This window comes from Micromonospora zhanjiangensis (assembly GCF_042650605.1).
Taxonomy (GTDB): domain Bacteria; phylum Actinomycetota; class Actinomycetes; order Mycobacteriales; family Micromonosporaceae; genus Micromonospora_J; species Micromonospora_J zhanjiangensis.
The window spans coordinates 296,882-322,946 of the sequence record NZ_JBHSBN010000004.1 but is presented as its reverse complement, the minus strand read 5'-3'; the positions used below and the strand labels follow the sequence as shown (position 1 = coordinate 322,946).

Here is a 26,065-nt window from a genome sequence, read left to right as displayed (position 1 = left end):
GCAGAACCGCGTCACCCAAGCCGAATTCCGGTGCGTCGCCTGCGGGCACACCGCCCACGCCGACGTGAACGCGGCCAGCAACATCCTGCGGGCAGGGCTTGCCCGTCAGGCCGCACCCGCGGCCTGAAAAGCCGGTGCCTTCAGGCATCGGAGGAGTCACTGTCGTGGTCACCGGACGACATCAGTCCGTCTCGATGGTCGCCGAACCGGCCGGCGGGACCGCCCACCCGGCGAGCTTCTCGGCCAGCGCCGCGCCGCCGACGTTCTCCCGGGCCACCACGACGACGGTGTCGTCGCCGGCGATGGTGCCGACCACCTCCGGCAGTCCCGCCCGGTCCAACGCGCTGGCCAGGTACTGCGCCGCGCCCGGCGGGGTACGCAGGACGGCGATGTTGCCGCTGGCGTCGGTCCCGTTGAGCAGTTCGCGCAGCAGCCGGACCAGCCGGGCCGGTGCCTGCTCGGCGTCCCGCAGCGGCCGGTGGCCGTCCTCGGGGATGAGGTAGACGGCCGGCCCGTCGCCCCCGCGTACCTTCACCGCGCCGAGTTCCTCCAGGTCCCGGGAGAGGGTTGCCTGGGTGACCGCGACGCCCTCGGCGGCCAGCAGATCGGCCAACTCGGTCTGCGACCGGACCGGGGTGCCCCGGATCAGCTCGACGATCCGGGCGTGCCGGGCGGCCCGGGTCGACGGGCCGGTCACCGGGCACCCCCCGACTCGCGCAGCAGCCAGGTCAGCACCGCCTTCTGCGCGTGCAGCCGGTTCTCCGCCTGGTCGAACACGGCGCTGCTCGGCCCGTCGAGCACGTCGTCGGTGATCTCCTCGCCGCGGTGCGCCGGCAGGCAGTGCAGCACGATCGCGTCCGGCGCGGCGCCGGCCAGCAGCTCCTTGTTGACCTGGTACGGCAGGAACGGGGTGAGCCGGTCCCGGCCGTCGTTCTCCTGCCCCATCGAGGTCCAGGTGTCGGTGGCGACGACCTGCGCGTCGGCCACCGCCGCGGCCGGGTCGCGCAGCAGCCGGACCGATCCGCCGGTGCCGGCCGCGATCTTCGCGGCCCGGGCCAGCACCTCCAGCGCCGGGTCGTGCCCGACCGGCCCGGCCACCCGTACGTGCATCCCGGCGGTCGCGCCGGCGAGCAGGTACGACTGGGCCATGTTGTTGCCGGCGTCGCCGACGAACGCCAGGGTCCGGCCGGTGGTGTCGCCGAACCGCTCGCGGACGGTGAGCAGGTCGGCCAGTAGTTGGCACGGGTGGAAGCCGTCGGTCAGCGCGTTCACCACCGGCACCGTGGCGCCGGCGGCGAGTTCGGTGATCCGCTCGTCACCGTGGGTACGCAGCACGATCGCCGCCACGTACCGGGACAGCACCCGCGCCGCGTCGGCCAGGGTCTCGCCCCGACCGAAGTGGGTGAGCTGGGTGTCCAGCACCATCGGGTGACCGCCCAGCTCGGCGATCCCGGCGTCGAACGAGACCCGGGTGCGCAGGCTCTGCTTGTCGAACAGCACCGCCACCGATCGCGGGCCGGTCAGTGGGCGGTGGCCGAACCGGTCGGCCTTCATCCGGGCGGCCAGGTCGAGCACGGCCGCCTGCTCGACCGGGTCGAGGTCGTCGTCGCGCAACAGGTGTCGGATCATGACCTGCCATCCGGTACGTCGTGGGTGTTCCCGGCCGCCGCGCCCCGGGCCGCCGGCACGCCGGCCTGGCGGGTCGGAGTGCCCGGGGTGGCCTGGCCGGCATGGGTGACCTGGCCGGCGCCGGTGGCCTGGCCGGCCGGGGTGGCCGCGTCCAGGGCCGCCGGCAGGGCGGCCAGGAAGGCGTCGACCTGCTCGGCGGTGAGGATCAGCGGCGGGGCCAGCCGGATCACCTCCGGCTTGACCGGGTTGACCAGGAAGCCCGCCGCGCGCAACGCGTCGGCGGTGGCGCCCGCGACCGGCGCCCGCAGCACCAGACCGAGCAGCAGGCCGGCACCGCGGACCTCGGCCACCAGCGGATGGCCCAGCTCCTCGACACCGCGCCGGATCCGCTCACCGACCCGCTTGACGTGGTCCAGCAGGCCCTCGCCGGCGATGGTGGAGACCACCGCCAGGGCCGCCGCGCAGCTGACCGGGTTGCCGCCGAAGGTGCTGCCGTGACTGCCCGGCCCGAGCAGCTCCGCCGCGTCACCGAAGGCCAGGCAGGCGCCGATCGGCAGGCCACCGCCGAGGCCCTTGGCCAGCGTCACCACGTCCGGCTCGACCTGGTCGGCCTGGTGGGCGAACCAGTGTCCGGTGCGACCCATGCCGGTCTGCACCTCGTCCAGCACCAGCAGCGCGCCGTGCCGGGCGGTGATCCGCCGGGCCTCGGCCAGGTAACCGGCCGGCGGCACGACCACACCGTTCTCGCCCTGGATCGGCTCGACGATCACCATCGCGGTGCGGTCGGTGACCGCGTCGGCCAGCGCCGCGGCGTCGCCGTACGGGACGTGGGTGACCTCACCGGGCAGCGGTCGGAACGGATCGGCCTTGGCCGGCTGCCCGGTGAGCGCCAACGCGCCCATCGTCCGGCCGTGGAAGCCGCCGTCGGTGGCCACCACGTGCGAGCGGCCGGTCCGCCGGGACAGCTTGAACGCCGCCTCGTTGGCCTCCGCGCCGGAGTTGGCGAAGAACACCCGCCCGGGCCGGCCGGCCAGCGCCAGCAGCAGCTCCGCGAGCGCCACCGGCGGTTCGGCCACGTACAGGTTGGACACGTGGCCGAGGGTGGCGACCTGCCGGCTCACCGCCGCCACCACCGCCGGGTGGGCGTGCCCGAGCACGTTGACCGCGATGCCGCCGAGCAGGTCGACGTACTCCCGGCCGGTGTCGTCGACCACGACCGCGCCGCGGCCGGAGACCAGCGCCAGCGGCGGCGTGCCGTAGTTGTCCATCAGGACCTGCGACCAACGTTCCACGAGCGCGCTCATGCCGGCCCTCCGCTGCGCTCCGGGCCGCCATGAGGCACACCCGCACTGAGCCCGATGATTCGCTCGCTCATGCTGGGACAACCATCGTGCCGAATCCCTCCGAGGTGAAGACTTCCAACAGGATCGAGTGGGCCACCCGACCGTCCACCACGTGTGCGGCGGGCACCCCGCCGCGGACCGCCCGCAGGCAGGCCTCCATCTTGGGCACCATCCCGGCGCGCAGGTCGGGCAGCAGCTTCGCCAACTCGTCGGCGGTCACCTCGGAGATCAGGCTGTCGGCGTCCGGCCAGTTCGCGTAGAGCCCGGGCACGTCCGTCAGCACCACCAGCTTTCGGGCCCGCAACGCCACCGCCAGCGCCGCCGCGGCGGTGTCCGCGTTGAGGTTGTGCAGCACCCCGTCGGCGTCCGGGGCCACCCCGGCCACCACCGGGATCCGGCCGGCGTCGATCAGGTCGGTCACCGCGGAGACGTCGACGGCGTCGACGTCACCCACCTGTCCCACGTCGACCGGCTCGCCGTCGACGTACGCGGGGCGGCGCACCGCGGTGAACAGCCGGGCATCCTCGCCGGACAGCCCCACCGCGTACGGGCCGTGCTCGTTGATCAAACCGACCAGTTCCCGGCCGACCTGGCCGACCAGCACCATCCGGACCACGTCCATCGCCTCGGCCGAGGTGACCCGCAGGCCACCCCGGAACTCGCTGGCGATGCCGAGCCGGTCCAGCATCGCGGAGATCTGCGGTCCGCCGCCGTGCACCACGACCGGCTTGAGCCCGGCGTACCGCAGGAACACCATGTCGGCGGCGAACGCCCGCTGCAGCTGCGGATCGACCATCGCGTTGCCGCCGTACTTGACCACCACCGTGGCCCCGGAGAAGCGGGCCAGCCAGGGCAGCGTCTCGATCAGCGTGGCCGCCTTGCGCTGCGCCTCGCTCAGATCCCGGGACAGGGCCGCCGCCGTCACTGTGCCTGCCTTCCGTTCGCGACTGCGGGACTCCGCTTCGCTGCGTTCCTCGCGCTCACGATGAATACGCCGAGTTCTCGTGGACGTACCCGTGGGACAGGTCGTTGGTCCAGACGGTGGCGGTCTCGGAGCCCGCGTGCAGGTCGATCCGGATGGTGACGTCCCGGCCGGACAGGTCGACCTTGGACCGGTCCTCGGCCGCCGCGCCGGAGCGGCAGACCCACACCCCGTTGACCGCGACGTCCAGCCGGTCCGGCTCGAACGCCGCCGTGGTGGTGCCGACGGCGGCCAGGATCCGCCCCCAGTTCGGGTCGTTGCCGAACAGCGCGGTCTTGACCAGGTTGTTGCGGGCCACCGACCGGCCCACCAGCACCGCGTCGTCGGCGTCGACCGCGCCGACCACGTCGATGGCGATCCGCTTGGTGGCCCCCTCGGCGTCGGCGACGAGCTGCTGGGCCAGGTCGTGGCAGGCTGCGGTGACCGCCGCGGTCAGCTCCGCCTGGTCGGGTTCGATTCCGGAGGCGCCACTGGCCAGCAGCAGCACGGTGTCGTTGGTGGACATGCAGCCGTCGGAGTCGACCCGGTCGAAGGTCAGCCGGCAGGCCGCCCGCAGCGCCTCGTCGAGCGCGTCCGGCCCGGCGACCGCGTCGGTGGTGAGCACGCAGAGCATGGTGGCCATCGCCGGCGCCAGCATCCCGGCGCCCTTGGCCATCCCGCCCACCGTCCAACCGGCGCCGCCCACCACGGTGCTCTTCGGCCGGGTGTCGGTGGTCATGATCGCCTCGGCGGCGGCCGGACCGCCGTCGCGGGACAGCCCGCGCACCGCGAGCCGGATGCCGGGCAGCAGCTTGTCCATCGGCAGCCGCTCGCCGATCAGCCCGGTGGAGCAGACCGCCACCTCGCCCGCGCCGAGCAGCAGCCGGGCGTTGCGGTTGCTCAGCGCGGCGGCGGTGTGTTCGGCGGTGGCGTGGGTGTCCTGGAAGCCGGCCGGCCCGGTGCAGGCGTTGGCCCCGCCCGAGTTGAGCACCACGGCGCGGACCACCCCGCCGCGCAGCACCTGTTGGCTCCAGAGCACGGGCGCGGCCTTGACCCGGTTGGCGGTGAAGACGCCGGCCGCGGTGGCGTCCGGTCCGTCGTTGACCACCACCGCCAGGTCCGGCGCACCGCCGCTCTTCAGCCCCGCGGCGATCCCGGCCGCCCGAAATCCCTTGGGCGCGGTGACTGTCACTGTGTCAACCTTTCGTTCGCGACTGCGGGGCTCCGCTTCGCTGCACTCCTCGCGCTCACGGATGCCCCCTCGTTCGCGACTGCGGGGCTCCGCTTCGCTGCACTCCTCGCGCTCACGGTGCTACTCCGTAGGGGGAGAGGCCGGTGGTTTCCGGGAGGCCTGTCATCAGGTTGGCGCACTGCACGGCCTGGCCGGCGGCGCCCTTGCCGAGGTTGTCCAGCGCGCTGACCACGATCAGCCGGCCGGTGTCGAGGTCGACGGTGGCCTGCAGGTGGCAGGCGTTGGAGCCCAGGGTGGCCGCGGTGTGCGGCCACTGCCCCGCCGGCAGCAGCCGGACGAACGGCGCGTCGGCGTACGCGGCGGCGAGCACCTCGCGGGGGTCGACCGGGCCGGTCGGTCGGGCCGTCACGGTGGCCAGGATGCCGCGCGGCATCGGCGCCAGCACCGGCGTGAAGGACAGCCCGGTGGCCCCGGTCGCCTGCTTGATCTCCGGCACGTGCTGGTGGGCGCCGACCTTGTAGGGCGACAGGTCGCCCATCACCTCGCTGCCGAGCAGGTGGGCCTTGGCCGTCCGGCCGGCCCCGGACGTACCCGAGGCGGCGACGACCACGACGTCGTCGGCGGCCGCGACGCCGGCCGCGATCAGCGGGGCGAGGGCCAGGGTGACGGTGGCGGCGTAGCAGCCGGCGGCGGCGACCCGGTCCGCGGCCGCGACCGCCGCCCGCTGGCCGGGCAGTTCGGGCAGCCCGTAGGTCCAGGTGCCGGCGTGCGGCCCGTCGTAGTAGCGGGCCCAGGCGTCCGGGTCGGCGAGCCGGTGGTCGGCGCCGAGATCCACCACCTTGACCGAGTCCGGCAGCTCCGCGGCCAGGGCGGCCGACCGGCCGTGCGGCAGCGCCAGGAAGACCAGGTCCGCGTCGGCCAGCGCCGCCGGTCCGGTCGCGGTGAACGTCAGGCCGAGACCGGTCAACTGCGGATGTACGGCGGATACCGGCTGGCCGGCGTGGCTGTGCGCGGTCGCCGCGACGAGATCGAAGTCGGGGTGTCCGGCGAGCAGCCGGAGCAACTCACCACCCGCGTAGCCGCTCGCTCCGGCCACCGCCACTCGAATTCCCATACCGACCTCCGTATGATTATGCGGTCATAGTAATGGAGCCGCTCGACCGGCCGCAAGTTCATCCAGGCCCCGCCCACCGTGAAACGGGGGTTCACTCCGTTCACTCCCCATCGATGAACCTGAAACTCTCATTGCTGAGGGTTACGTTCCAAATACATCGAATAGCATAACTACGTTCGCTCGCCGCGCCGCGCTGGACCGGCTGCGCGAACGGCGGGTCCGGGCCGCGGAGGGATGGTTCACCGGCACTGCTGCACCCCCGGCAGCGGCGGCGCGGCCCCGCGTACCGGTTCCGGGCCGAACCCGCCGACGGCCCGGTCGCTGTCTCACAGCGGCGGCGCGGTCCCCCGCGCCGAACCCCTCCCACCCACGGCACCGCGGGCAACCGGGTCGGACGACGCCGCCGCGGGCCGGCGGCCGGCGACGCCGGTACCGCACGAGCTGCCGCCCGCCCCGGCGGTGTTCGTCGGGCGGGCCGGCCAGCTGCGCCGGCTACGGACCGCGCTGGTCGGCGCGGGCCACGCCGGCGCGCCGGTCGCCGACGACGTCACCGTGCCGGAGCCCGGCCAGCGGCACCCGGCGGGCCAGCACCCGGTCGCCGGAGCGGAGCGTCGGTTCCATGCTCCGGCCGACCACCGCCACCCGCAGCAGCCGGCGCCGGGCCCAGAGCAGCAGCGCGGTGGCCGACGCGAGGACGCCGGCCACCGCGACCACCAGCAGCGTGTTGCCCACCGGCGGCTCAGGCGCCGCGCAGGGTGGCACCGTACCGGCGGGCCGCCTCCGCCACCGCGGCGTCCCGGGCGGCCACCGCCTCCTCGGCGGTGAGCGTCCGGTCCGGCGCGCGGAAGGTCAGCTTGTACGCCAGCGACCGGCGACCCGCGCCGAGCTGCTCCGAGGCGTACACGTCGAACAGCCGGACCGACTCCAGCAGGTCACCGGCGCCCTCGACGAGCGCCCGGCGGACGTCCTCGGCGGCGACCGTGTCGGCCAGCACCAGCGCGACGTCGATCAGCGCCGGCGGGAACCCGGAGACCCGCGGGGCGGGCACCACCGGGGTCGGCGGCAACGCGTCCAGGTTCAGCTCCATCGCGCTGGTCCGCCGGGGCAGCTCCAGCGCCGTGACCACCGACGGGTGCAGCTCACCGGCGTGGCCGACGACCACGCCGTCCACCACCAGCTCGGCGCACCGGCCCGGGTGCCACGGCGCCCGGTCCCCCTGGCGGACCACCAACCGGTCGTCCGGGACGCCGGCGGCGGCCACCACGAGCCGGGCGGCCTGCACCGCGTCGGCCCAGCCGGCCGGCCGACCCGCGCCCCACCAGCCGGCCGGTTCGACCTCGCCGGCCAGCACCGCGGCCACGTGCCGGGGTTGATCCGGCAGGGTCGCGTCGGCGGCGGCCAGCTCGGCGTCCGACGGGCGCCGGTCGACGCCCATCGGCGGTGGGCTGCCGGCGTCCGGCCGGGGCCGGAACACCACACCCGTCTCGTAGAGCGCCAGGTCCCGCAGGCCGCGGCCGAGGTTGCGGCGCAGCACGCCGAGCAGCGGCCCGAGCAGGTTGGTCCGCAGCAGCGGGTCGGTGTCGGCGAGCGGGTTGGCCAGCCGCACCGCCCGCCGCCACGGGTCGTCCGCCGGCAGCCCCAGCGCGTCGGACGTCTCCGCCGACATGAACGGGTACGCCAGCACCTCCACGTACCCGTGCTCGGCCAGCGCCCGGGCGACCGCGCGGCGGCGCAGCTGGTCGGCGGTGAGCCCGCGGCCGGCCGGCGCGGCCGGCAGCACGCCCGGGATCCGCTGGTAGCCGTCCAGCCGGGCGACCTCCTCGACCAGGTCGGCCGGTTCGGTCAGGTCGGGCCGCCAGGTCGGCGGGGTCACCGCGAGGCTGACCCCGGCGCCGGCCGCCACGGCGACCGAACCCGGGTCCTCGGCGAGCCGGTCGGCGCCCTCGGCCACCCGGCAGCCGACCCGCTCCAGCAGGGCCACCACCCGGGCCGGCGGGTAGTCGACGCCGATCCGCCGGGACGGCAGCCCGGCGTCCATGCTGATCGGGGTACGCGGCCGGACGTGGTTGACGTCCAGCACCTCGGTCCCCGCCGTGCCACCGCCGTACGTGGTCAGCAGCTCGACCGCCCGGTCCAGCGCGACCAGCGGCAGGGCCGGGTCGACGCCGCGTTCCCACCGCTTGGCGGCCTCGCTGAACAGCTTGTGCCGGCGGGCGGTGCGGCCGATCGTCACCGGGTCCCAGTGTGCCGCCTCGAACAGCACCTCGGTGGTGCCGGCGACCACCTCGCTGGTCTCGCCGCCCATCACCGCGGCCAGCGAGATCGGCCCGGTGTCGTCGCAGATCACCAGGTCCTCGGCGTGCAGCGTGCGCTGGACGCCGTCCAGGGTGGTCAGCTTCTCGCCCGCTTCGGCCCGGCGCACCACCAGCGGCCCGACCAGCCGCTGCGCGTCGAACGCGTGCATCGGCTGGCCCAACTCCAGCATCAGGTAGTTGGTGATGTCCACCGGCAGCGAGATGGCCCGGATGCCGGCGGCGAGCAGCCGCCGCCGCATCCACTGCGGGCTGGCCGCGGTCGGGTCGACGCCGCGGACCATCCGGGCGGCGTACCGGTCGCAGCCGACGGTGTCGCGGACCTCGACCGGGTACGCCGGCGTGGCCGTGGCCCCGGGGGCGGGCGCCAGGGCCGGGTCCCGGAACGGCACCCCGAAGGCGTGCGACAGCTCCCGGGCCAGACCGCGCACCGACATGGCGTAGCCGCGATCCGGGGTGATCTCCGGCTCGACCACGATGTCGTCCAGTCCGACCACCGGCCGGGCGTCGTCCCCGGGCTTGGCCGGGCTGTCCGGGGGCAGCACCAGGATGCCCGAGTGGTCGTCACCGAGGCCGAGTTCCCGGGCCGAGCAGATCATCCCGTTGGAGTTGCGCCCGTACGTCTTGCGGGCGCCGATGGCGAAGCCGCCAGGCAGCACCCCGCCGGGCAGGACGACCACGACCCGGTCGCCGGGGGCGAAGTTGGTCGCCCCGCAGACGATCTCCTGCGGCTCGCCGGTGCCGTTGGCGGCGCCGACGTCCACCCGGCAGAACCGGATCGGCTTCTTGAAGCCGGTCAGCTCCTCGACCTCGACCACCTCGCCGACCACCAGCGGCCCGGTGACCGTGCCGGCCAGGTCCACGATGGACTCGACCTCGACGCCCAACTCGACCAGGGCCGCCTCCAGGTCTTCGGCGGCGAGGTCGGCCGGCAGGTCGACGTGTTCACGCAGCCAGGAAAGCGAAACTCGCATGACTTCAGATCACCGTACCCATTGCTCGATTCCCCATCCCGGTCACTGCCCCACGCCGAAGGCGCGGGTGAACCGCGCGTCGCCCTCGACCAGGTCGCGCATGTTGCCGATGCCGTGCCGCAGCATCAGCGTGCGTTCGATGCCCATGCCGAAGGCGAATCCGGAGTAGGCCTCCGGGTCCACGCCGCAGGCCCGCAGCACCCGCGGGTTGACCATGCCGCAGCCGCCCCACTCCACCCACCGCGGGCCGTCCCGGTGCTCGGCGAACCAGACGTCGAACTCGGCCGACGGCTCGGTGAACGGGAAGTAGTGCGGCCGCCAGCGCACCCTGGCCTCGGCGCCGAACATGGTCCGGGCGAAGTGCTCCAGGGTGCCGCGCAGGTGCGCCATGGTGATGCCCCGGTCCACCACCAGACCCTCCACCTGGTGGAAGACCGGGCTGTGGGTGGCGTCCAACTCGTCGGTCCGGTAGACCCGGCCCGGGCAGATCACGTAGATCGGCGGGGTGCGGGTGAGCATCGTGCGGATCTGCACCGAGGAGGTGTGCGGGCGCATCACCAGGCCGGGCACCTCGGTGTGGAAGGTGTCCATCAGGCCCCGGGCCGGATGGTCCGGGTGGATGTTCAACGCGTCGAACGCGGTCCACTCGGTCTCCAGCTCGGGGCCCTCGGCGACCTCGTAGCCCATCCCGACGAACAGGTCGGCGATCTGCTCCATCAGCGTGGTCAACGGGTGGCGGGCGCCGCGCGGCCGGCGGTCGTAGGGCAGGGTGACGTCCACCCGCTCCTCGGCCAGCATCCGCTCGGCCCGGGCCCGCTCGGCCTCCTCACGGCGCTGCGCGAACGCCTCCTCGATCGCCCGGCGGGCCTCGTTGACCCGCTTGCCGGCGTCGGACTTGGCCGCCGGGGGCAGCGCACCGATCTCCCGGCGGGCCAGCGAGACCGGAGCCCGGTCGCCCAGGTGCTGGTGGCGCAGTCCGGCGAGCGCGTCCGGATCGGCCGCGTCGGCGAACGCCTTCCGCGCGGTGTCCACCGCGTCGTCGAGGGCGCTCTGGTCGAGCAGCGCGACCTGCTTCGGGTCGTACGGATCATTGCGGTAGGTCATGACTTACGGGCACTCCCTGCCTCGCGGCGGAGTCGGTCTGGCGACTGGGGCGCCAGCGACACCGTGGTGGGTCAGCGGTCGGCGGCCATGGCGGGGCACTCGTCGCCCGGCTTCAGGAACCGGGCGCGGTGCGGGACGACATCGGCGCCGGCGACCGGCACAGTCTACGGACGCGCGGCTGCGCCGCTGCCCGCCGGTGGGAGGCTCGCAGGGAGGAAGAGGTCAGCCCTGCCGCCCGCCGGGACCGGCGGGCTGGCTAAAGGAACGCGTCGCGGCGTTCGTCACGGGGTGGACTCCCTGTCTCTGAGTGCTCTGGCCGAAGCGTACAGGCAAACGGCCGCGGCGGCAGCCAGGTTGAGGCTCTCGGCCCGGCCGTGCAGGGGCACCCGGACCCGGGCGTCGGCCGCGGCGGCCAACTCGTCCGGCAGTCCGTGTGCCTCCGAGCCGAACAGCCAGGCGGTCGGCCGGGCCAGGCCGCCGGCGTCGGCGAGCAGGTCCAGGTCGGTCTCGCCGTAGCCGGAGGCGGCGAACACCGCGTACCCGGCGGCGCGCAGGTCGGCGACGACGGCGGCCGGGTCGGCGGCGCGGACCACGTCGACGTGGAACAGGCTGCCGGCCGAGGCGCGGACGCACTTGCCGTTGTAGGGGTCGACCGTCTCGCCGGCGAAGACCACCGCGCCGGCGCCGGCCGCGTCGGCGGTGCGCAGCACCGTGCCGGCGTTGCCCGGGTCGCGGATCCCGGCCAGCACCGCTGCCAGCCGGTGACCGGGCACCGGCGGCCGCTCGGACCGCCGGCCGGGCGCCAGCACCCGCGCCAGTGACCGGTCCAGGTGGTGGCAGACCGCGACCAGGCCCTGCGGGGCCACGGTCTCAGTCAACGCCGCGAGCGCGTCGTCGGTCACCGGTGACACGGGTACGCCATCCCGGGTCGCGGCGGCGGTCAGGTCGGCGTACCGGTCCAGGGCGGCCGGGGTGCCGAACAGTTCGGCGACGGTGCCGGGCCGGGCGAGCGCCTCGCGGACGGCCTGCGGCCCCTCGGCGAGGAACCGGCGGGCGGCCTCGCGGTCGCGGCGGCGGTGCAGCCGGCGGGCGGCGACCACCCGGGGCGTACGGGCGGTGAACAGCGTGGGTTCCTGTCCTCGGACGGCGTCGAGGCGCCCCCCGGGTCGACGGTGCGACATGGGAGGCGCCTCGGTGACGTGCCGCGGTTCGATCAGGCGGCCTGGGCGGACGCGCCGCCGGTGCCCTCGGCCGCGACGGCGGCCTTGGCGACCTCGACGATGGCCGCGAACGCGGTGGCGTCGTTGACCGCCAGGTCGGCCAGGATCTTGCGGTCGACCTCGACGCCGGCCAGGCGCAGACCCTGGATCAGGCGGTTGTAGGTCAGCCCGTTGGCCCGGGCACCCGCGTTGATCCGGGTGATCCACAGCTGCCGGAAGTCGCCCTTGCGGTCACGACGGTCCCGGTAGCTGTACTGCATCGAGTGCAGCACCTGCTCCTTGGCCTTGCGGTACAGCCGGGAGCGCTGCCCCCGGTAGCCGCTCGCGGTCTCGAGCAGGGTACGGCGCTTCTTCTGGGCGTTCACAGCCCGCTTGACGCGTGCCATCTCAACTCCTTCTTATGTCGCGGTGGCGCGCGTCAGCGGCCCAGCAGCTTCTTGATGCGCTTGACGTCGGCCTTGGCCACCTCGACCGTGCCAGTCATCCGACGGGTCACGTGGGAGGACTTTCCCTCCAGCAGGTGACGCTTGCCGGTCTGCTCCGACATGATCTTGCCACGACCAGTGACCTTGACCCGCTTGCCCATTCCGGAGTGCGGCTTCATCTTCGGCATGTAAAACGTCTCTCCCCTGTTACTCGCCGCTGTTGTCGGCGACGGTGCCGGTGTCACCGGCGGTTGCGGCCTCGACGGCCGGTCCGGCGGTGGCTTCGGCGGTGTTCTGATCCCTGGGCGTGCCACCACGGTTGGCCGTGGCGGCTACCGCGGCTGCCTTGGTGGCCCGGTGCGGGGCCAGAACCATGATCATGTTTCGACCGTCCTGCTTCGGCGCGGCCTCGACGTAACCCAGGTCCGAGATCTCCGACTCGAGCCGGCGCAGCAGCCGGTAGCCAAGTTCGGGTCGGCTCTGCTCACGGCCACGGAACATGATCGTGACCTTGACCTTGTCGCCCGCCTTGAGGAACCGCACCACGTGACCCTTCTTGGTCTCGTAGTCGTGCGGGTCGATCTTCGGCCGGAGCTTCATCTCCTTGATGACCGTCTGCTGCTGGTTACGCCGCGCTTCGCGCGCCTTGAGTGCGCTCTCGTACTTGAACTTGCCGAAGTCCATGAGCTTGCACACCGGCGGGCGCGCCATCGGCGCGACCTCGACCAGGTCCAGGTCGACGTCGGCGGCCAACTGCAGGGCGCGCTCCAGCGGGACGATGCCCACCTGCTCACCCTCAGGGCCGACCAGACGGACCTCACGAGCCCGGATCTGATCGTTCACGCGTGGTTCGACGCTGATGGGGCCTCCTCGAGTCCGTACTCCGATAGGAGCCGACCCCGGCAGCCTCCGCGCGGAGGCCGGCCCGGAAAGCAGTAGGCCCCGGCACATGCCGGGGCCCGCTCGACCGGTCCGATACGGCCGATGGCCGTATGTCCGGATCGGGCGAACCCGAACCGGGGACCGGACCCGGACGCCGGTATCGGCGACGCGGGTGGGAGCAGGCGCTCCGCTTTATGGCTGTCATGGGCACGTGAGCACCCGTCGACAGCATGGTCGACACCGCAAGGTTACCAGGTCGGTCGACAGACCGCGAACCGGCGCCCCCGGCCCGGCGCGTCGGCCAGGGGCGCCGGCGGCACGGATCAGCCGGCGGCGGGTTGGGCCTGGTGGGCGGCGTGCAGGGCACGCAACTGCCGGACCCCGGCCACCGCCCGGTCCTTGTCCGCCACCTGCAGGGCCATCAGCGGCACCCGATCGTCGTCGTGCAACTCCAGGCTGGCGCAGGCCGCACCCCGGTCGAACCGGACGGCCCGGACCACCTCCCAGGGCAGGTCGTAGGAGCCGACCACGTTCCGCACCCGGATCCCGCGCTCGTCCGCGTCGACCCGGGGGCGGGTGAACCAGAGGGCGCCGAGCGCCCCCAGCACCCCGAGGCCGATCATGGCGAGCTGGTCGCCGCGCTGGAAGGTGCCTCCGTCGGCGCCGGTGGAGCCGTGCAGCGAGGTGGCGATCAGGCTGAAGACCACCAGCAGCAGGATCGCCGCCGGCCAGCACACCAGGCGGATACGGTACGGACGCAGGCGTACGGTCCGGGACTCGGTCACGGCACCCAGTGTGCCACCCGTCGTACTCACAGGCGGCAGGCGTGGATGTTGGTGACCAGGATCGCCCGCGCGCCGAGGTCGTAGAGCTGGTCCATGATCTGGTGCACGTCGCCGCGCAGCACCATCGCGTTCACCGCCACCCAACCCTCCCGGTGCAGCGCCGAGACGGTCGGCGACTCGATGCCCGGGGTCAGCGCGCTGGCCCGGTCGAGCAGGTCGACCCGGACGTCGTAGGTGAGCATCACGTACCGCCGGGCGACCAGGACGCCGTGCAGCCGCCGGTCGAGCTGGTCGACCCGGGGGTTGGCCGGCGCGCCGGCCCGGCCGATCAGCACCGCCGAGGACCGCAGGATCGGCTCGCCGACGACGACCAGGCCGGCCTGGCGCAGGGTGGCCCCGGTATCGACCACGTCGGCGATGACGTCGGCCACGCCGAGCCCGATGGCGTTCTCCACCGCGCCGTCGAGCTGGATCACCTCGGCCTTGAGGCCGTGCTCGGCCAGGTAGCGCTCCACCACCCCGGGGTACGCGGTGGCAACCCGCCGGCCGCCGATCTGGTCGACCGACGACAGCGTCTCCGGCCGAGCGGCGAACCGGAAGGTGGCCCCGCCGAAGTTGAGATCCATGATCTCCTCGGCGCCGCTGGCGGCGTCGACCAGCAGGTCCCGGCCGGTGATGCCGAGGTCGAGATCGCCCGACGCGACGTAGGTGGCGATGTCGCGCGGGCGCAGGTAGAAGAATTCGACGTCGTTGGCCTCGTCCCGGCAGACCAGATCACGGTCGTCGGTGCGCTGCCGGTAGCCGGCCTCGCGCAGCATCTGCGCGGCCGGGGCGGACAGGGTGCCCTTGTTCGGGATGGCGATACGCAGCATCGCTGAGTGCTCCTTCGGACAGTAAACGATCATGGCGAAAGGTGGCACTCAGAGATGTCGGTAGACGTCCTTGAGCTCCAGACCGGTGGCGAGCATCAGCACCTGGGCCTGGTAGAGCAGTTGGGAGATCTCCTCGGCGGCCCGCTCGGGCCCCTCGTGCTCGGCCGCCATCCACGACTCGGCGGCCTCCTCGACCACCTTCTTGCCGATGGCGTGCACGCCGCGCTCCAGCGCGGCCACGGTCGCCGAGCCCGGTGTGCCGGCCGCGGCCTTGGCCTGCAGCTCGGCGAACAGCTCCTCGAACGTCTTCACGGGTCCCGATTCTCGCAGCCGAACCGTCCGCCGCCCCTGGCAGGGGTGACCGCGTACCAGGTGCTGGACGGACGGTCCGTCGCCGCACCGGGGACGCCGGTGCGTGAAGGCAGGCCTACCGTTCCACACCCGGCGGATCGACGACGGATCCGTCCAGCGACCCCCGGGCGCCGTCCCACTCCGGGTCGGTGAGCTGGTCGAAGATTTCGGCGAGATCGTCCCACTGGCGCCAGCTCCTCGACTGGACGGGACCGAGCACGGCTGCGGGCCTTCCGGCGACAGTAATCACCACCTGTTCTCCCGCTTGAGCCCGGCGTACCAGATTGCCGGCGTTCTGCCGTAACCCTCGCAGTCCAACTTCTTTCACACCACGACGGTAGGACATGCGCTGAGGAGCACCGGCGTGAGTCACGCTCAACGGGCGGTCGGATCCTGGTACGTGGTCCAGCCGACGAACCGTTCGAACAGCGCGCGCGGCGGCGGGGCGTCGTGCGGGTTGAGCCGGTAGAGGTCGCGCGCCGCCTCGTGCAGCAGCCCGCACAGGTGCACGGCCAGACCGACCCGGTCGTGGAGGTAGCCGGCCCGCAGCAGCAGCCGGGCCATCGCGCACGGCCACGGTGCCGCGCAGGCCCGGCAGATCCAGATCGGCCGCAGCGGCACGTGCCGCCGCGCCTGGCGCGCGTCCGCCGGCGTCTTCCGGTCCAACCGGTCCAGCGCCAACACCGGAATCTTGTACGGCTGGATGCCGTTCACCGGCCAGCGGGATCCGATCTGCATTGGGGCCTCCTCGATCGCCGGTCGGTGGACGGGCCGCCCGTTCCGGGGACGGGCGGCCCGCGGTCCCGCCCGTCGGGCGTCGTACCGCCGTCATCCCGGTCGGCGGTCCGACAGGTCCGAGCGGTCCCGCCGGGACACCATTTTTGTGACCGAGCGACTACGGTCGGAAGCCGTTCGCGCTGCACCAGCGCGGACGTGCGGCGAATCCTTCTCATGTGCAGGAGAGTGCGAATGGAGTTGTCACCGTTGTTCGACCTGTTCGCCGGCGAGCTACGCCGGTTGCGGACCGCCGCCGGGCTGTCCCAGGAGGCCCTCGGCGAGAAAATCAACTACTCGGCGTCGCTGGTCGCCGCCGTCGAGCAGTGCCGCCGACCGCCCCGGCTGGAGTTCGCCGAACGGGCGGACGCGGTGCTCGGCGCCGACGGGCTGCTGCTGCGGATCCGGGCCGCGCTGCTGCGCGAGGTGGTACTGCCCTGGTTCCGCGAGTGGGTGGCGATCGAGAGGGAGGCGACCGGGCTCTGCTCGTTCGAGCCGCTGGTCGTCCCCGGCCTGCTGCAGACCGAGGACTACGCCCGGGCGTTGCACGAGGGCGCCAGCCAACTTGTCGGTGAGCCGATGGAACAGCAGGTGGCAGCCCGGCTCGAACGGCAGAGCGTGCTGACCCGGCCGAATCCGCCGCTGCTCGTCGCGGTGTTGGACTACACGGTGATCGAGCGGCCGGTCGGCGGCCCGAAGGTGATGCGCGACCAGCTCCGGCACCTGGTGGAGGTCGGCAGCCGGACCCGGGTGCACCTGCACCTGGTGCCGCGCGACGTCGGCGCCTATCCCGGCCTGAACGGCGCGTTCGTCCTGGCCACCCCGCCGGACGCGGACGAGATCGGGTACCTGGACAACCAGTTGCACGGCACTTTTGTGGAGCGGACCGCGGACGTACGATCGCTGCGGCAGTCCTGGGAGGCGGTGCGGGCCGAGGCGGTCTCGCACGGGCAGACCATCAAGATGATCTCGGAGGCGGCGGAAGCATGGACCTGACCGGGGCGATCTGGCGCAAGAGCACCCGCAGCAGCGGCAACTCGGGCAACTGCGTGGAGGTGGCCGACAACCTGTCCGACGTGGTCGCCGTACGGGACAGCAAGGACCGCAACGGGCCGGCGCTGGTCTTCTCCCCCACCGCCTGGCGCTCCTTCGTGGACTCCACCCGGCGACCCTGACCGCCCAGCCGGCCGGGCGACCACGACGCGCTCTGTTCGTCCACCCGGCCGGCCCACGCGCCGCCTGGCCGGTCCGGCCGGGCGCATCCATTACGGTTGGCCGGTGCGGCGACTCACCGACGAAACCGTCCTGGCGGTCGGCCGGCTGACCCTGGCGGCGACCGAGTTGGAGTACCTCCTCGCCTGGATCGGCGCCGACCAGGCCGGCGGCGACCCGACGGCGGTCTTCGCCTCCCCCGGTGAGCCGCTGCGGGCGGCCCGCGGGTCGGTGCAGTTCGCACCCCCGGAGCACCGCGACGAGTTCGTCGGCCTGGTCGAGGCCGCCGGCTCCTACCTCACCCAGGCCCACACGGCCGTACGGGCGATGTGGTTCGAGAACGGCCGGGTCGACGCCGCCACCTTCGACGAGATCGCCGGGCTCCTGCTGCGCTGCCGCGACCAGTTGCAGGCCCGCCTGGACGAGGTGGCGGCGTGACGACCCGGGTGATCGTGTTGAACGGCGGATCGAGTTCCGGCAAGTCGGGAATCGCCCGGTGCCTCCAGGCGGTCCTGCCGGACCCGTGGCTGACGGTCGGCGTCGACACGCTGATCGCCGCGATGCCCGCGTCGATGAGTGGTTCGGACACCGGCATCGTCTTCGCCCCGGACGGCGGGGTCGACGTGGGACCGGAGTTCTCGACACTCCAGGCGGCGTGGATGGCAGGCGTCGCCGCGACGGTACGCGCCGGCGCCCGGGTCATCGTCGACGACGTCTTCCTCGGCGGCGCGGGATCCCAGCAACGATGGCGCGAGGCGCTCGCCGGGCTGGACGTACTGTGGGTCGGGGTGCGGTGTGCGGCGGCGGTGGCCGCGGGTCGGGAGTTGGCCCGGGGGGATCGGGTCTGCGGGATGGCCGAGTCACAGGCGGACCTGGTCCACCGGGGTGTCGAATACGACCTGGAGGTGGACACCACCCACACCGAGGCCCTCGCCTGCGCCCGGATCATCGCCGACCGGCTCGCCGCGTCCTCGGCATGTCCGGGGTGATGCCGGCCCGCGAAACCGGTCCGCACGGTGAACGTGCCGGTCGCGATCACGCCTTCCGCCCGCCTGCGGATCGCGACGGTCGAAAGCTTGTTCATCGTGCTTAGCATCAGCGTTATGAGCTCGGGAGTCTGGATAGTTGCCGGGTCGGTGGCCGCGGTCCTCGCTGCCGTCGCGATCATCGCGCTACGTCGACGGCGGCGGGCGAAGGCGGGCGGATCCGACCCGGCAATGCGGGCGGCCCGTCAGGCCATCCGTCAGAGCCGACGCGATCAGCGTCGCCGGGGCCGGGGCAACCTCCGTGGTGAGGGCTACGGTGGCGACGACGGTCTCGGCCAGAGTGCCGGCGTGACAAGCGACGGCGGCGGCGTACCGTAAGCCCGAGGTGCGACTGTCCGGATCGCGCTCGACGGCAACGGTTGCGACAGCGGCGCGGCGAGTACCCTGCCGTCATGCCGAGCACGGAGTTGGACGAGTTGATCGTCGCGGACGCCGACGCGCTGCGCGCGTGGCTGACGGACCACCACGCCACCTCCCCCGGTGTCTGGCTCGCCCTGACCAGGAAGGGCGGCACGGTCACGACGCTGACCTGGCAGCAGGCGGTCGACGAGGCCCTGTGTTTCGGCTGGATCGACGGGCAGGCCCGGAAGGGGGACCAGGAGATGTCCTGGATCCGGTTCACCCCGCGCCGGCCGCGCAGCGCCTGGTCCCGGCGCAACGTCGAGCACGTGGCCCGGCTGGAGTCGGCGGGACGGATGACGCCCTCGGGCCGCGCCGTGGTGGAGGCCGCGAAGGCGGACGGGCGGTGGGCCGCCGCCTACGCCCCGCCGTCCGAGGCCGAGGTGCCGGCCGACCTGCTCGCCGCGATCGCCGCCGAGCCCGCCGCCCAGGCCATGTTCGACGTCCTCACCAAGACCAACCGGTTCTCCCTCATCTACCGCCTCAACGCCGTCAAACGGGCGCAGACCCGCGAGCGGAAGATCGCCGAGTTCGTCGCCATGCTGGCCCGGCACGAGACGATCTACCCGCAGAAGGCCAAGCCGCCGAACCCGCCGGCCTGATCACCGCGCGGCACGCCGGGAGGTCGTGCCCGCCACGGGGGTGACCGGCCGGAACAGTGCGACGATGTCGTCGAGCCGGAGGACGACGAGCGCACCCACCACGGCCAGCGGCACGCACAGCACGATGGTCCAGATCGTCGTCCCGGGAGCCGCGATCGAGGCGTACCCGCCGGTCCCGGCGACCACGGTCAGCGCGACGTTGCGGACGAGGTGATGCCGGCCGAACGGCGCCGCTGCGGCTTCCCCGAAGCACCGGCAGGACGCCGGCGTACCCCGCCGCAGGACGACGGCGACGGTCACCGTGAACGCCGCCAGCAGGGCCGTCGCCAGCGCGAACCCGACAGTGGACACCGCGGCGACGGGCAGCGGCACCAGCAGCACGGGCACGGCCGCCTCGGCCGCCACCACCACCGCCGCCACCGGGACGACCGCGCGCCCCGGCAGCAGATCCATGGCCCGCAGCGAGTCGGCGAACGCCGGGAACGCCGCCCGCCCGCGCAGTTTGCCGGCGGCCGAGGCCAGGAAGACCAGCGCGAGCAGGCACCGGCTGAACCCCAATACGTACGACATGATCTCTCGCCTCCTGTCGCCGCCGCCCCGGGGTGGGGCGTGCGTCGTCGGACGGTTCGCTACCGTGGCCCGATGCACCAGTCAACGCTGCTGATCGTCGCCGGCTCCGTCGTGGCGGTCGGGGTCGCCGTGTCGGTCGCCCGCGCCATGCTCCAGGTCGTCGGGGTGAACGGTGACAGCATGACCCCGACGTACCGGGACGGCGACCAGCTCCTCGTGCTCCGCCGGGGATTCCGACGTCGGCTGCGGGTCGGCGCGGTGGTCGTCTGCCTGCCGCCACCCGGTGTCACGATCACCGCGGGCGACGCCGAAGCGGCCACCCAGCTGATGGTCAAACGGGTGGCGGCGCTGCCGGCGGGACAGGTCCACGTCCTGGGCGACGCGCCGCGGCACAGCTTCGACTCGCGTGCCTTCGGCCCACTCGCGCCGGAGCTGGTACGGGGTGTGGTCATCCGACGGCTGCGGGCCGCCGTCGACTCACCGGCCGACGGACACGACGTCGCGTCCCGGGAACAACTCGGGTAGCTGGGCGGCGTTGTTGCTGACAGCGGCCACCCGGCCGTCGGTGTCGACCAGGTAGAACCCGGGGAACGCGGCGACCTGGAAGGCCGACTGGAGCGTCCCGTCGAGTGGCTCGTGGACGATCGCCGCCCGGCTGTCGGCCACGCCCAACGCGGCCACCAGGTCGGTGTCCTCGTTGTCCGTGTGCGCCGACTCCGGACGCAGGCGGGTGACCACGACGAGCACCGCCATCGGGGTGTCGAGTGCCTCGGCGAGCGCCGAGCGCACCGCGGGCAGTTGCTCCTGGCAGCCCGAACAGTCGGGGGCGAGGAACGCCACCAGGCCGCCCGAAGGGCGCAGCGCGGCGACGGACACCACGTCCCCGCCGGCGGTCGAGGCGGTGAAGTCGGGCACCCGCGCGCCGACCGACAGGGTCACCGGCGGGCGTACGGCGGTCAACTCCTGCTCGCGCAGCTTCCGGATCACGCCGAAGGTGAGCAGCAGGTTCAGCAGGGTGAGGATGGCGAGAACGGCGATGGCCGCGACGACGACGGACATGGGTGCACTCCTGACGGGATTGGGCAGGAGAGCGCCGCGGCCGGTCGGTGGCCGGCCGCGACGCCTCCAGGGGCGTTACTCAGCAGTCCGAACCCCACCAGCATTCGCACATGCTGTTACATGCGCGCCACTTGAACCGGGTGTTGGTGAAACGGCAGCATATCGGGGTGTTGGTGCAGGACGGCTGGCAGACGGCCGAGGCCGTGGTCCCGGGCAGCATCAGTGCCAGGAGACGGTCCGCGAGCGCTCCGACGTGACGGGTCATCTCGGGTACCTCCAATCTGGATCTAGACTGATCGCGGACGGTAGCCCGACGTGGTACACGGGGACCTACAGCGTCGATACAAAATTTGGAGGTGCCGTGAGCCTGCGATTCCAGCTACTCGGCCCCCTGCGGATCGTCGCCGACCGTCGGACGGTACCGGTGGGCTCGCCGAAGCAGCGGACGATGCTGGCGCTCCTGCTGCTGTTGGCCAACGAGCGGGTGTCGCTGGACCGTCTCGTCGGTGAGCTGTGGGACGAGCCGCCACGTTCGGCGGTGGCGAACCTGCGCACCTACGCCAGCGGGCTGCGCCGATTGCTGGGCGAGCTGGCCGACGGATGCGCCGGCGCCGACCGGCTGGTCGCCAGCGCCGCCGGATATCAGCTGCTCGTCGACCCGCAGGAACTGGACCTGCACCGCTTCCAGACGGCGGTCGAGGTGGGCCGGGCGGCCCTCGCCCGCGGTGACCACGCCGCCGCCATCGCGCGTCTGGGCGCGGCCCTGGACCTGTGGCGGGGTCGGCCGGCCGAGGACGTCCGCCCCGGACCGGAGCTGGCCGCCCGGGTCGCCCTGTTGGAGGAGCAGCATCTGTCGCTGGTCGAGGATCTGATCCAGGCACGCCTCGCACTCGGCGAGCACGCCTCGGTGACCGGCGAGCTGCGGCTGCTGATCACCGCCCACCCGTACCGGGAGCGGCTGCGTCAGCAGCTCATGCTGGCGCTGTACCGGTCCGGTGACGCGCCGGCGGCCCTGTCGGCGTACGCGCAGACCCGCGCGGTCTTCGCCGACCAGCTCGGACTCGAACCCGGGCCGGAACTGTCCCGGCTGCACCAGGCCATCCTGCGCCGGGCCCCGGAGCTGTCCGCACCCGCCGTCGCCGCGGCGTCCGTCGACACGGCACCGGCCGCCGGTCCCGACCACCCACCCGGCCCGCCCGATCCACCGCGACAGTTGCCACCGGACCCGGCGGCGTTCGTCGGCCGGGTCGCCGAGCTGCGTACCGTCGAGCGGGCCTGCACCGCCGCGGACGGCCCCCGGACGGGCCCGGCGGTGGTCGTGTTGCACGGACCGGCCGGGATGGGCAAGACCACCCTGGCGGTACGGGCCGCGCACCGGCTCGCGAGCCACTATCCCGACGGACAGCTCTACCTCGACCTGCAGGGCGGAGCTTCCGGCCGGCCTGGACTCGACCCGCTGTCGGCGCTCGGTCAGCTGCTGCGCGCGCTCGGTGTGCCGGCCGGGAACGTACCGCTGGAACTGGGTGAGGCGGCCGCGCGGTTCCGGTCGGAGACCGCCGCCCGGCGGCTGCTCGTCGTCCTGGACGGCGCGACCGGGGCGCCGCAGGTCAGGTCCCTGCTCCCGGCGGGCCGGGGATGCGCGGTCCTGATCACCAGCCGGCGACCGGCGAGCACCCTCGACGCGCTCCGCGTCCGGCTGGACCGGCTCAGCGACGCCGAGGGACGCCAGCTGCTCGACACCCTCTGCGGCGACGGTCGGCCGACGGCCGACCCCGACGCGTCGAACCGCCTGGTCACGCTCTGCGACGGGCACCCGTTGGCGCTGCGCATCGCCGGAGCCCGGCTCGCGGCCCGACCCGACTGGTCCGTCGCGGTACTGGCGGGCCGACTGGACGACGAGCGGGAACGCCTCGACGAACTATGCGCGGACGACCTCGCCATCCGGTCCAGTTTCTGGAACACCTACCGCCACCTGCTCGACAGCGCCGACCCGGACGACCGGACCGCGGCAGCCGCCTTCCGGTCCCTGTCGCTGCTGCGGATGCCGGAGATTCCGTTGCCGCTCGCAGCGGTCACGATCGGTGTCCCGCACCGGCGCGCCCTGGCGCTGCTGGACCGGCTCACCGAGGCGCACCTGCTGGACGCGGTGGGGGCGGCCCGGTTCCGGTTCCACGACCTGCTCCGGCTCTACGGCATGGAACTGGCCGATGCGGCGGATCCGGCCGCCGAACGCCAGTGCGCGGTACAGCGTGGGCTCACCGCGTTTCTGACCACGGTGCTGCGGGCGGGCCAGCTGTTGCGCCCGTTGCGGGTGGCCGACCTCGCCGCCGGGCCCACCGTCGTCGAGTTGGGCACGCTCGACGACGCCGTCCGTTGGGTGGACAGGGAACTGGCCGGGATCATCGTGGCCGCCCGCCAGGCATGCGACACGGCACCGCGGCTGAGCCGGTTGTGTCTGGAGGCGATTCCGTCGCTGACGGTGTGGCTGCAGAAGCACAACCGGTGGGCGGAAGCCGATGCCCTGGTCGCTGTCTGTGAGCGGGCGGCGGCACTCCTGGATGACGATGTCGCCCGGGCCACCGTGCTTCCGTTGCGGGCGACCCTGCACTGGCGCGGCGGATCGCCGGAGGCGGCCTGCGGCGCGTTGGAGTCGGCGTTGCGGCTGTGGCGCCGCCTGGGTCATCGGGAGGGTGAGGGACGGGCGCTGCAGAACCTCGGCTGGTTCCACCACCGGACGGGCTCGCCCCGCCGGGCCGCGGACCTCGTCCGGTCGGCGGTCGGGCTGCTCGACGACGCGAACCCGGTGTGGCTGGCGATGGCACTGCACAACCTGGCCGAGATCGAGTTCGAGTTGGGCGACTTCCCGGCCGCGGGTGAGCACCTCACCCGCTGCCTGGCGATGCGACACGAACACGGCGACGCCGTCGGCGAGGCGATCACGCTGGTCGCCCTCGGTCGTACGCACAGCCAACTCGGGCGGCACCGGGACGCGCTGACCGAACTCACCGCCGGCCTGCGCCTGTGCCGGCGGACCGGCAACCGGGAGGACGAGTGGGAGGCGCTGCTGAGCCGCTCGGAGGTGTACCTGCGGACCGGCGACGTGGCGTCGGCCCAGCGGGACGGTACGGAGGCGCTGGCCCTGGCCCGGGCGTGCGGCGACCGGTACGGCGAGGCGGCCGCGCTCCGCCAACTCGGTCGGGCGCGGTACCGCCTGGGCCAGCACCCGGCGGCGGACGGGTACGCCCGGCGAGCCGACGAGATCCTCGCCGACCTGCCCGGCCCTCGGGACGGGGTGCTCGAGACGTTCCTGACCGGCGCGGATCACCCGGTCGGCGTCACCCCCGCCTCGGCCGGAACGTAACCCGCCGCCTGCAACCGGAACAGCGTGGCGTACGTGCCGTCGGCGACCAGCAGGTCCTCGTGCCGGCCGGCCTCGACGACCCGGCCGCCGGACAGTGCCACGATCAGGTCGGCGTCCCGCAGCGTACCGAGCCGGTGTGAGATGAGGACGCTGGTCCGGTCGGCCCGGTAGTCGCGCAGCCGCAGCTGGATGTCCCGCTCGGCCTCGGCGTCCAGGCCGGCGCTCGGCTCGTCCAGGATGAGCAGGTCCCGCGACTCGGGCAGCACCGACCGGGCGATCGCCAGCCGCTGCCACTGGCCGCCGGAGAGCAGGACACCCGCGTCCGCCGGGTCACCGTCCAGTTCGAACACGCGGGACAGCATCGTCCCGTACCCCCGGGGCAGGGCCTCGATGGTCTCGTGCATGCCGGCCCGGCCGGCGGCGTGGGCGATCCGGCAGGCGTCCTCGGCCCGGACGTGGTCGGGGCCGGCCGGGTCGACGTCGCCGAGCCAGATGTTCTCCGCGACCGTCAGGTCGTAGGTCATGTAGTCCTGGAACACCGCGCCGATCCGGGCCCGCAGGTCGTGCACGGAGAACTCGCGCAGGTCGACGCCGTCCCACCGGATGGTGCCCCGGGTCGGGTCGTAGAACCGGCACAGCAGCTTGACCAGGGTGCTCTTGCCGGCGCCGTTGTGGCCGACCAGGGCCACCGCCTGGCCGGCCGGGATGAACAGGTCCACGCCGCGTAGCACCCACGGGTGGTCCGGACCGTAGCGGAACCAGACGTCACACAGTTCGATGCCCTGGGTCAGCGGAGGCACCGGACGCGGTCGGGTCGGCTCCGGCAGGTCCGGTGGTGCGGTGACGATCCGCTCGTAGTGTTCGAGCAGCAGCATCGCCTGGTGGATGCCGGCGAGGTGGTCGATCAGAGCGGACAGGCTGCTCTGCACCCCGGCGACGGCGGCGACGAAGACGGCCACGTCGCCCACCGTCAGTCCGCCGGACCGGGCGGTGACGACGGCCCACACCAGGCCACCCCCGGACAGCACGGCACTCAGGACGGCGAGAAGTGCCTGAACGCGTACCTCCCGGCGCTCGTGGGCCCGGTGGGCGGCGTTCGCGGTGCCCAACTCGGCGAGCATCCGGCGGCGGAACAGCCCGCCCAGCCGCAGCAGGCGTATCTCCTTGGCGGCGGACAGGCTGGTCAGCAGGCTGGCGTAGAACATCTCGCGCCGCTGCGCCGGCCCGATCTCCCACAGCAGGTTCGCCCGGCGACGGCTCAGTCGCAGCTCGGCCAGCAGGGCCGGGACGCCGCCGACCGTGACCAGCAGGGCCATCACCGGGTTGATCACCACAAGGGTGCCGAGGAGACCGGTCAGCAGCACGGTGCCCTGCACCAGACCGAGCAGGCCGTCGACGCAACGGCTGGGACCGTCCCGCCCCGCCTGCTCGGCCAGCCGGAGCGTGTTCTGGAATGCCGGCTCCTCCAGCCGCCTCAACCCGCGGAGGCGGTCGGTCGCGCCGTACAGCCGGTCGAGCGCGACGATGGCGGCCGAGCGGCCGAGGTCCGCCCGCAGGTAGCTCGTCAGGTGCGGCACCAGGGCGAGACCGACGGTGACCGCCGCCAGCCCGATCGCCACCCCGAGGATCGCGTCGGCGGCGGGGTTCGCGACCCGGTCGAGGACGAGTTTGGTGAGCCAGGCCGCGAGCACCGGAAGCGCCCCCGCGATCGGCGCGAGCAGCACGTACACCACCAGGTTGGCACGCCCGGCCCGCCAGGCCACCGCGAGGGCCCGGCCGGCCCGGGAGATGCTGATCATGGCGCGAGGGTACGGACGTCACCTTCAGGCTCCGCTACAGCTCCGGTACAGGCGCGGTCGAGCCGTACCGGGTCCGGGC

Annotated in this window: 30 protein-coding genes; 9 read left to right on the top strand and 21 right to left on the bottom strand. The window is 73.4% G+C overall.

Annotation, left to right across the window (positions count from 1 at the left end; translation table 11 throughout):
- A partial coding sequence (locus tag ACFOX0_RS09275; protein WP_377543596.1) for a zinc ribbon domain-containing protein occupies positions 1-127 on the top strand: 127 nt, incomplete at its 5' end.
- Positions 128-181: 54 nt separating this feature from the next.
- Here ACFOX0_RS09275 and ACFOX0_RS09270 read toward each other — a convergent pair.
- From ACFOX0_RS09270 to ACFOX0_RS09185, 18 genes are all read right to left on the bottom strand, one after another.
- Positions 182-697 carry an arginine repressor gene (locus ACFOX0_RS09270; RefSeq protein ID WP_377543537.1) on the bottom strand — a complete coding sequence of 172 codons (516 nt, stop codon included), beginning with the start codon at positions 695-697 and terminating at the stop codon, positions 182-184.
- Positions 694-1,629 carry an ornithine carbamoyltransferase gene (gene argF / locus ACFOX0_RS09265; protein WP_377543535.1) on the bottom strand — a complete coding sequence of 312 codons (936 nt, stop codon included), beginning with the start codon at positions 1,627-1,629 and terminating at the stop codon, positions 694-696. Before argF ends, ACFOX0_RS09270 begins: the two co-directional genes overlap by 4 nt.
- Positions 1,626-2,933: an acetylornithine transaminase gene (locus ACFOX0_RS09260; protein ID WP_377543533.1), complete on the bottom strand. Its 1,308-nt coding sequence runs from the start codon at positions 2,931-2,933 to the stop codon at positions 1,626-1,628. The genes argF and ACFOX0_RS09260 overlap by 4 nt, the downstream gene beginning before the upstream one ends.
- A gap of 67 nt (positions 2,934-3,000) precedes the next feature.
- A complete protein-coding gene (gene argB, locus ACFOX0_RS09255; protein ID WP_377543531.1) occupies positions 3,001-3,897 on the bottom strand; it encodes an acetylglutamate kinase in 897 nt (298 codons plus the stop codon).
- Positions 3,898-3,952: 55 nt separating this feature from the next.
- Positions 3,953-5,125, bottom strand: coding sequence for a bifunctional glutamate N-acetyltransferase/amino-acid acetyltransferase ArgJ (gene argJ / locus ACFOX0_RS09250; RefSeq protein WP_377543529.1), 1,173 nt, complete (start codon positions 5,123-5,125; stop codon positions 3,953-3,955).
- 112 nt (positions 5,126-5,237) lie between these two features.
- Positions 5,238-6,239, bottom strand: coding sequence for an N-acetyl-gamma-glutamyl-phosphate reductase (argC, locus tag ACFOX0_RS09245; RefSeq protein ID WP_377543527.1), 1,002 nt, complete (start codon positions 6,237-6,239; stop codon positions 5,238-5,240).
- 492 nt (positions 6,240-6,731) lie between these two features.
- A complete protein-coding gene (locus ACFOX0_RS09240) occupies positions 6,732-6,971 on the bottom strand; it encodes a S26 family signal peptidase (protein ID WP_377543526.1) in 240 nt (79 codons plus the stop codon).
- A gap of 7 nt (positions 6,972-6,978) precedes the next feature.
- Positions 6,979-9,525, bottom strand: a complete 2,547-nt coding sequence (gene pheT, locus ACFOX0_RS09235; RefSeq protein WP_377543524.1) for a phenylalanine--tRNA ligase subunit beta — start codon at positions 9,523-9,525, stop codon at positions 6,979-6,981.
- A gap of 42 nt (positions 9,526-9,567) precedes the next feature.
- Positions 9,568-10,629, bottom strand: coding sequence for a phenylalanine--tRNA ligase subunit alpha (locus ACFOX0_RS09230; RefSeq protein WP_377543522.1), 1,062 nt, complete (start codon positions 10,627-10,629; stop codon positions 9,568-9,570).
- Positions 10,630-10,910: 281 nt separating this feature from the next.
- Positions 10,911-11,810 carry a TrmH family RNA methyltransferase gene (locus tag ACFOX0_RS09225; RefSeq protein ID WP_377543520.1) on the bottom strand — a complete coding sequence of 300 codons (900 nt, stop codon included), beginning with the start codon at positions 11,808-11,810 and terminating at the stop codon, positions 10,911-10,913.
- 32 nt (positions 11,811-11,842) lie between these two features.
- Positions 11,843-12,235 (bottom strand): 50S ribosomal protein L20, encoded by a 393-nt coding sequence (gene rplT, locus ACFOX0_RS09220; protein WP_377543518.1) that lies wholly within the window; start codon positions 12,233-12,235, stop codon positions 11,843-11,845.
- 32 nt (positions 12,236-12,267) lie between these two features.
- A complete protein-coding gene (gene rpmI, locus ACFOX0_RS09215) occupies positions 12,268-12,462 on the bottom strand; it encodes a 50S ribosomal protein L35 (protein WP_377543516.1) in 195 nt (64 codons plus the stop codon).
- Positions 12,463-12,481: 19 nt separating this feature from the next.
- Positions 12,482-13,117: a translation initiation factor IF-3 gene (infC, locus tag ACFOX0_RS09210; protein ID WP_377543514.1), complete on the bottom strand. Its 636-nt coding sequence runs from the start codon at positions 13,115-13,117 to the stop codon at positions 12,482-12,484.
- Positions 13,118-13,479: 362 nt separating this feature from the next.
- Complete coding sequence (locus tag ACFOX0_RS09205) at positions 13,480-13,941, bottom strand: PH domain-containing protein (RefSeq protein WP_377543512.1); 462 nt, start codon at positions 13,939-13,941, stop codon at positions 13,480-13,482.
- A gap of 26 nt (positions 13,942-13,967) precedes the next feature.
- Positions 13,968-14,813 carry an ATP phosphoribosyltransferase gene (gene hisG / locus ACFOX0_RS09200; protein ID WP_377543510.1) on the bottom strand — a complete coding sequence of 282 codons (846 nt, stop codon included), beginning with the start codon at positions 14,811-14,813 and terminating at the stop codon, positions 13,968-13,970.
- A 48-nt stretch (positions 14,814-14,861) separates the two neighbouring features.
- Positions 14,862-15,125, bottom strand: a complete 264-nt coding sequence (locus ACFOX0_RS09195; RefSeq protein WP_121159833.1) for a phosphoribosyl-ATP diphosphatase — start codon at positions 15,123-15,125, stop codon at positions 14,862-14,864.
- Between the two features lie 115 nt (positions 15,126-15,240).
- Complete coding sequence (locus ACFOX0_RS09190; protein ID WP_377543508.1) at positions 15,241-15,510, bottom strand: type II toxin-antitoxin system Phd/YefM family antitoxin; 270 nt, start codon at positions 15,508-15,510, stop codon at positions 15,241-15,243.
- Positions 15,511-15,539: 29 nt separating this feature from the next.
- Positions 15,540-15,902 carry a hypothetical protein gene (locus ACFOX0_RS09185; RefSeq protein ID WP_377543506.1) on the bottom strand — a complete coding sequence of 121 codons (363 nt, stop codon included), beginning with the start codon at positions 15,900-15,902 and terminating at the stop codon, positions 15,540-15,542.
- 231 nt (positions 15,903-16,133) lie between these two features.
- On the opposite strand from ACFOX0_RS09185, the gene ACFOX0_RS09180 reads away from it, so the two are divergent.
- From ACFOX0_RS09180 to ACFOX0_RS09155, 6 genes are all read left to right on the top strand, one after another.
- Complete coding sequence (locus tag ACFOX0_RS09180; protein WP_377543504.1) at positions 16,134-16,934, top strand: helix-turn-helix domain-containing protein; 801 nt, start codon at positions 16,134-16,136, stop codon at positions 16,932-16,934.
- On the top strand, positions 16,925-17,113 hold the full coding sequence (locus ACFOX0_RS09175; protein WP_377543502.1) for a DUF397 domain-containing protein: 189 nt from the start codon (positions 16,925-16,927) through the stop codon (positions 17,111-17,113). The genes ACFOX0_RS09180 and ACFOX0_RS09175 overlap by 10 nt, the downstream gene beginning before the upstream one ends.
- Before the next feature lie 103 nt (positions 17,114-17,216).
- Positions 17,217-17,588, top strand: coding sequence for a hypothetical protein (locus ACFOX0_RS09170; RefSeq protein ID WP_377543501.1), 372 nt, complete (start codon positions 17,217-17,219; stop codon positions 17,586-17,588).
- The gene (cpt, locus tag ACFOX0_RS09165; protein WP_377543499.1) at positions 17,585-18,139 is read left to right on the top strand and encodes a chloramphenicol phosphotransferase CPT; all 555 of its coding nucleotides are present in this window, start codon (positions 17,585-17,587) and stop codon (positions 18,137-18,139) included. The genes ACFOX0_RS09170 and cpt overlap by 4 nt, the downstream gene beginning before the upstream one ends.
- A gap of 27 nt (positions 18,140-18,166) precedes the next feature.
- Positions 18,167-18,514: a hypothetical protein gene (locus tag ACFOX0_RS09160; protein WP_377543496.1), complete on the top strand. Its 348-nt coding sequence runs from the start codon at positions 18,167-18,169 to the stop codon at positions 18,512-18,514.
- 74 nt (positions 18,515-18,588) lie between these two features.
- Positions 18,589-19,197, top strand: coding sequence for a YdeI/OmpD-associated family protein (locus ACFOX0_RS09155; RefSeq protein WP_377543493.1), 609 nt, complete (start codon positions 18,589-18,591; stop codon positions 19,195-19,197).
- Here ACFOX0_RS09155 and ACFOX0_RS09150 read toward each other — a convergent pair whose 3' ends face one another.
- A complete protein-coding gene (locus ACFOX0_RS09150; protein WP_377543491.1) occupies positions 19,198-19,767 on the bottom strand; it encodes a MauE/DoxX family redox-associated membrane protein in 570 nt (189 codons plus the stop codon).
- Between the two features lie 72 nt (positions 19,768-19,839).
- Here ACFOX0_RS09150 and ACFOX0_RS09145 point away from each other — a divergent pair, with 72 nt between their 5' ends.
- A complete protein-coding gene (locus tag ACFOX0_RS09145; protein WP_377543488.1) occupies positions 19,840-20,292 on the top strand; it encodes a S26 family signal peptidase in 453 nt (150 codons plus the stop codon).
- On the opposite strand, the gene ACFOX0_RS09140 is transcribed toward ACFOX0_RS09145, so the two are convergent.
- Entirely contained in the window at positions 20,245-20,826 is a 582-nt protein-coding gene (locus ACFOX0_RS09140; protein WP_377543485.1) for a peroxiredoxin family protein, read from the bottom strand. The two genes, ACFOX0_RS09145 and ACFOX0_RS09140, sit on opposite strands and share 48 nt — an antisense overlap.
- Before the next feature lie 361 nt (positions 20,827-21,187).
- Here ACFOX0_RS09140 and ACFOX0_RS09135 point away from each other — a divergent pair, with 361 nt between their 5' ends.
- A complete protein-coding gene (locus ACFOX0_RS09135; protein WP_377543483.1) occupies positions 21,188-24,187 on the top strand; it encodes an AfsR/SARP family transcriptional regulator in 3,000 nt (999 codons plus the stop codon).
- Here ACFOX0_RS09135 and ACFOX0_RS09130 read toward each other — a convergent pair.
- Positions 24,148-25,986, bottom strand: a complete 1,839-nt coding sequence (locus ACFOX0_RS09130) for an ABC transporter ATP-binding protein (RefSeq protein ID WP_377543481.1) — start codon at positions 25,984-25,986, stop codon at positions 24,148-24,150. The two genes, ACFOX0_RS09135 and ACFOX0_RS09130, sit on opposite strands and share 40 nt — an antisense overlap.
- Between the last annotated feature and the right edge of the window lie 79 nt (positions 25,987-26,065).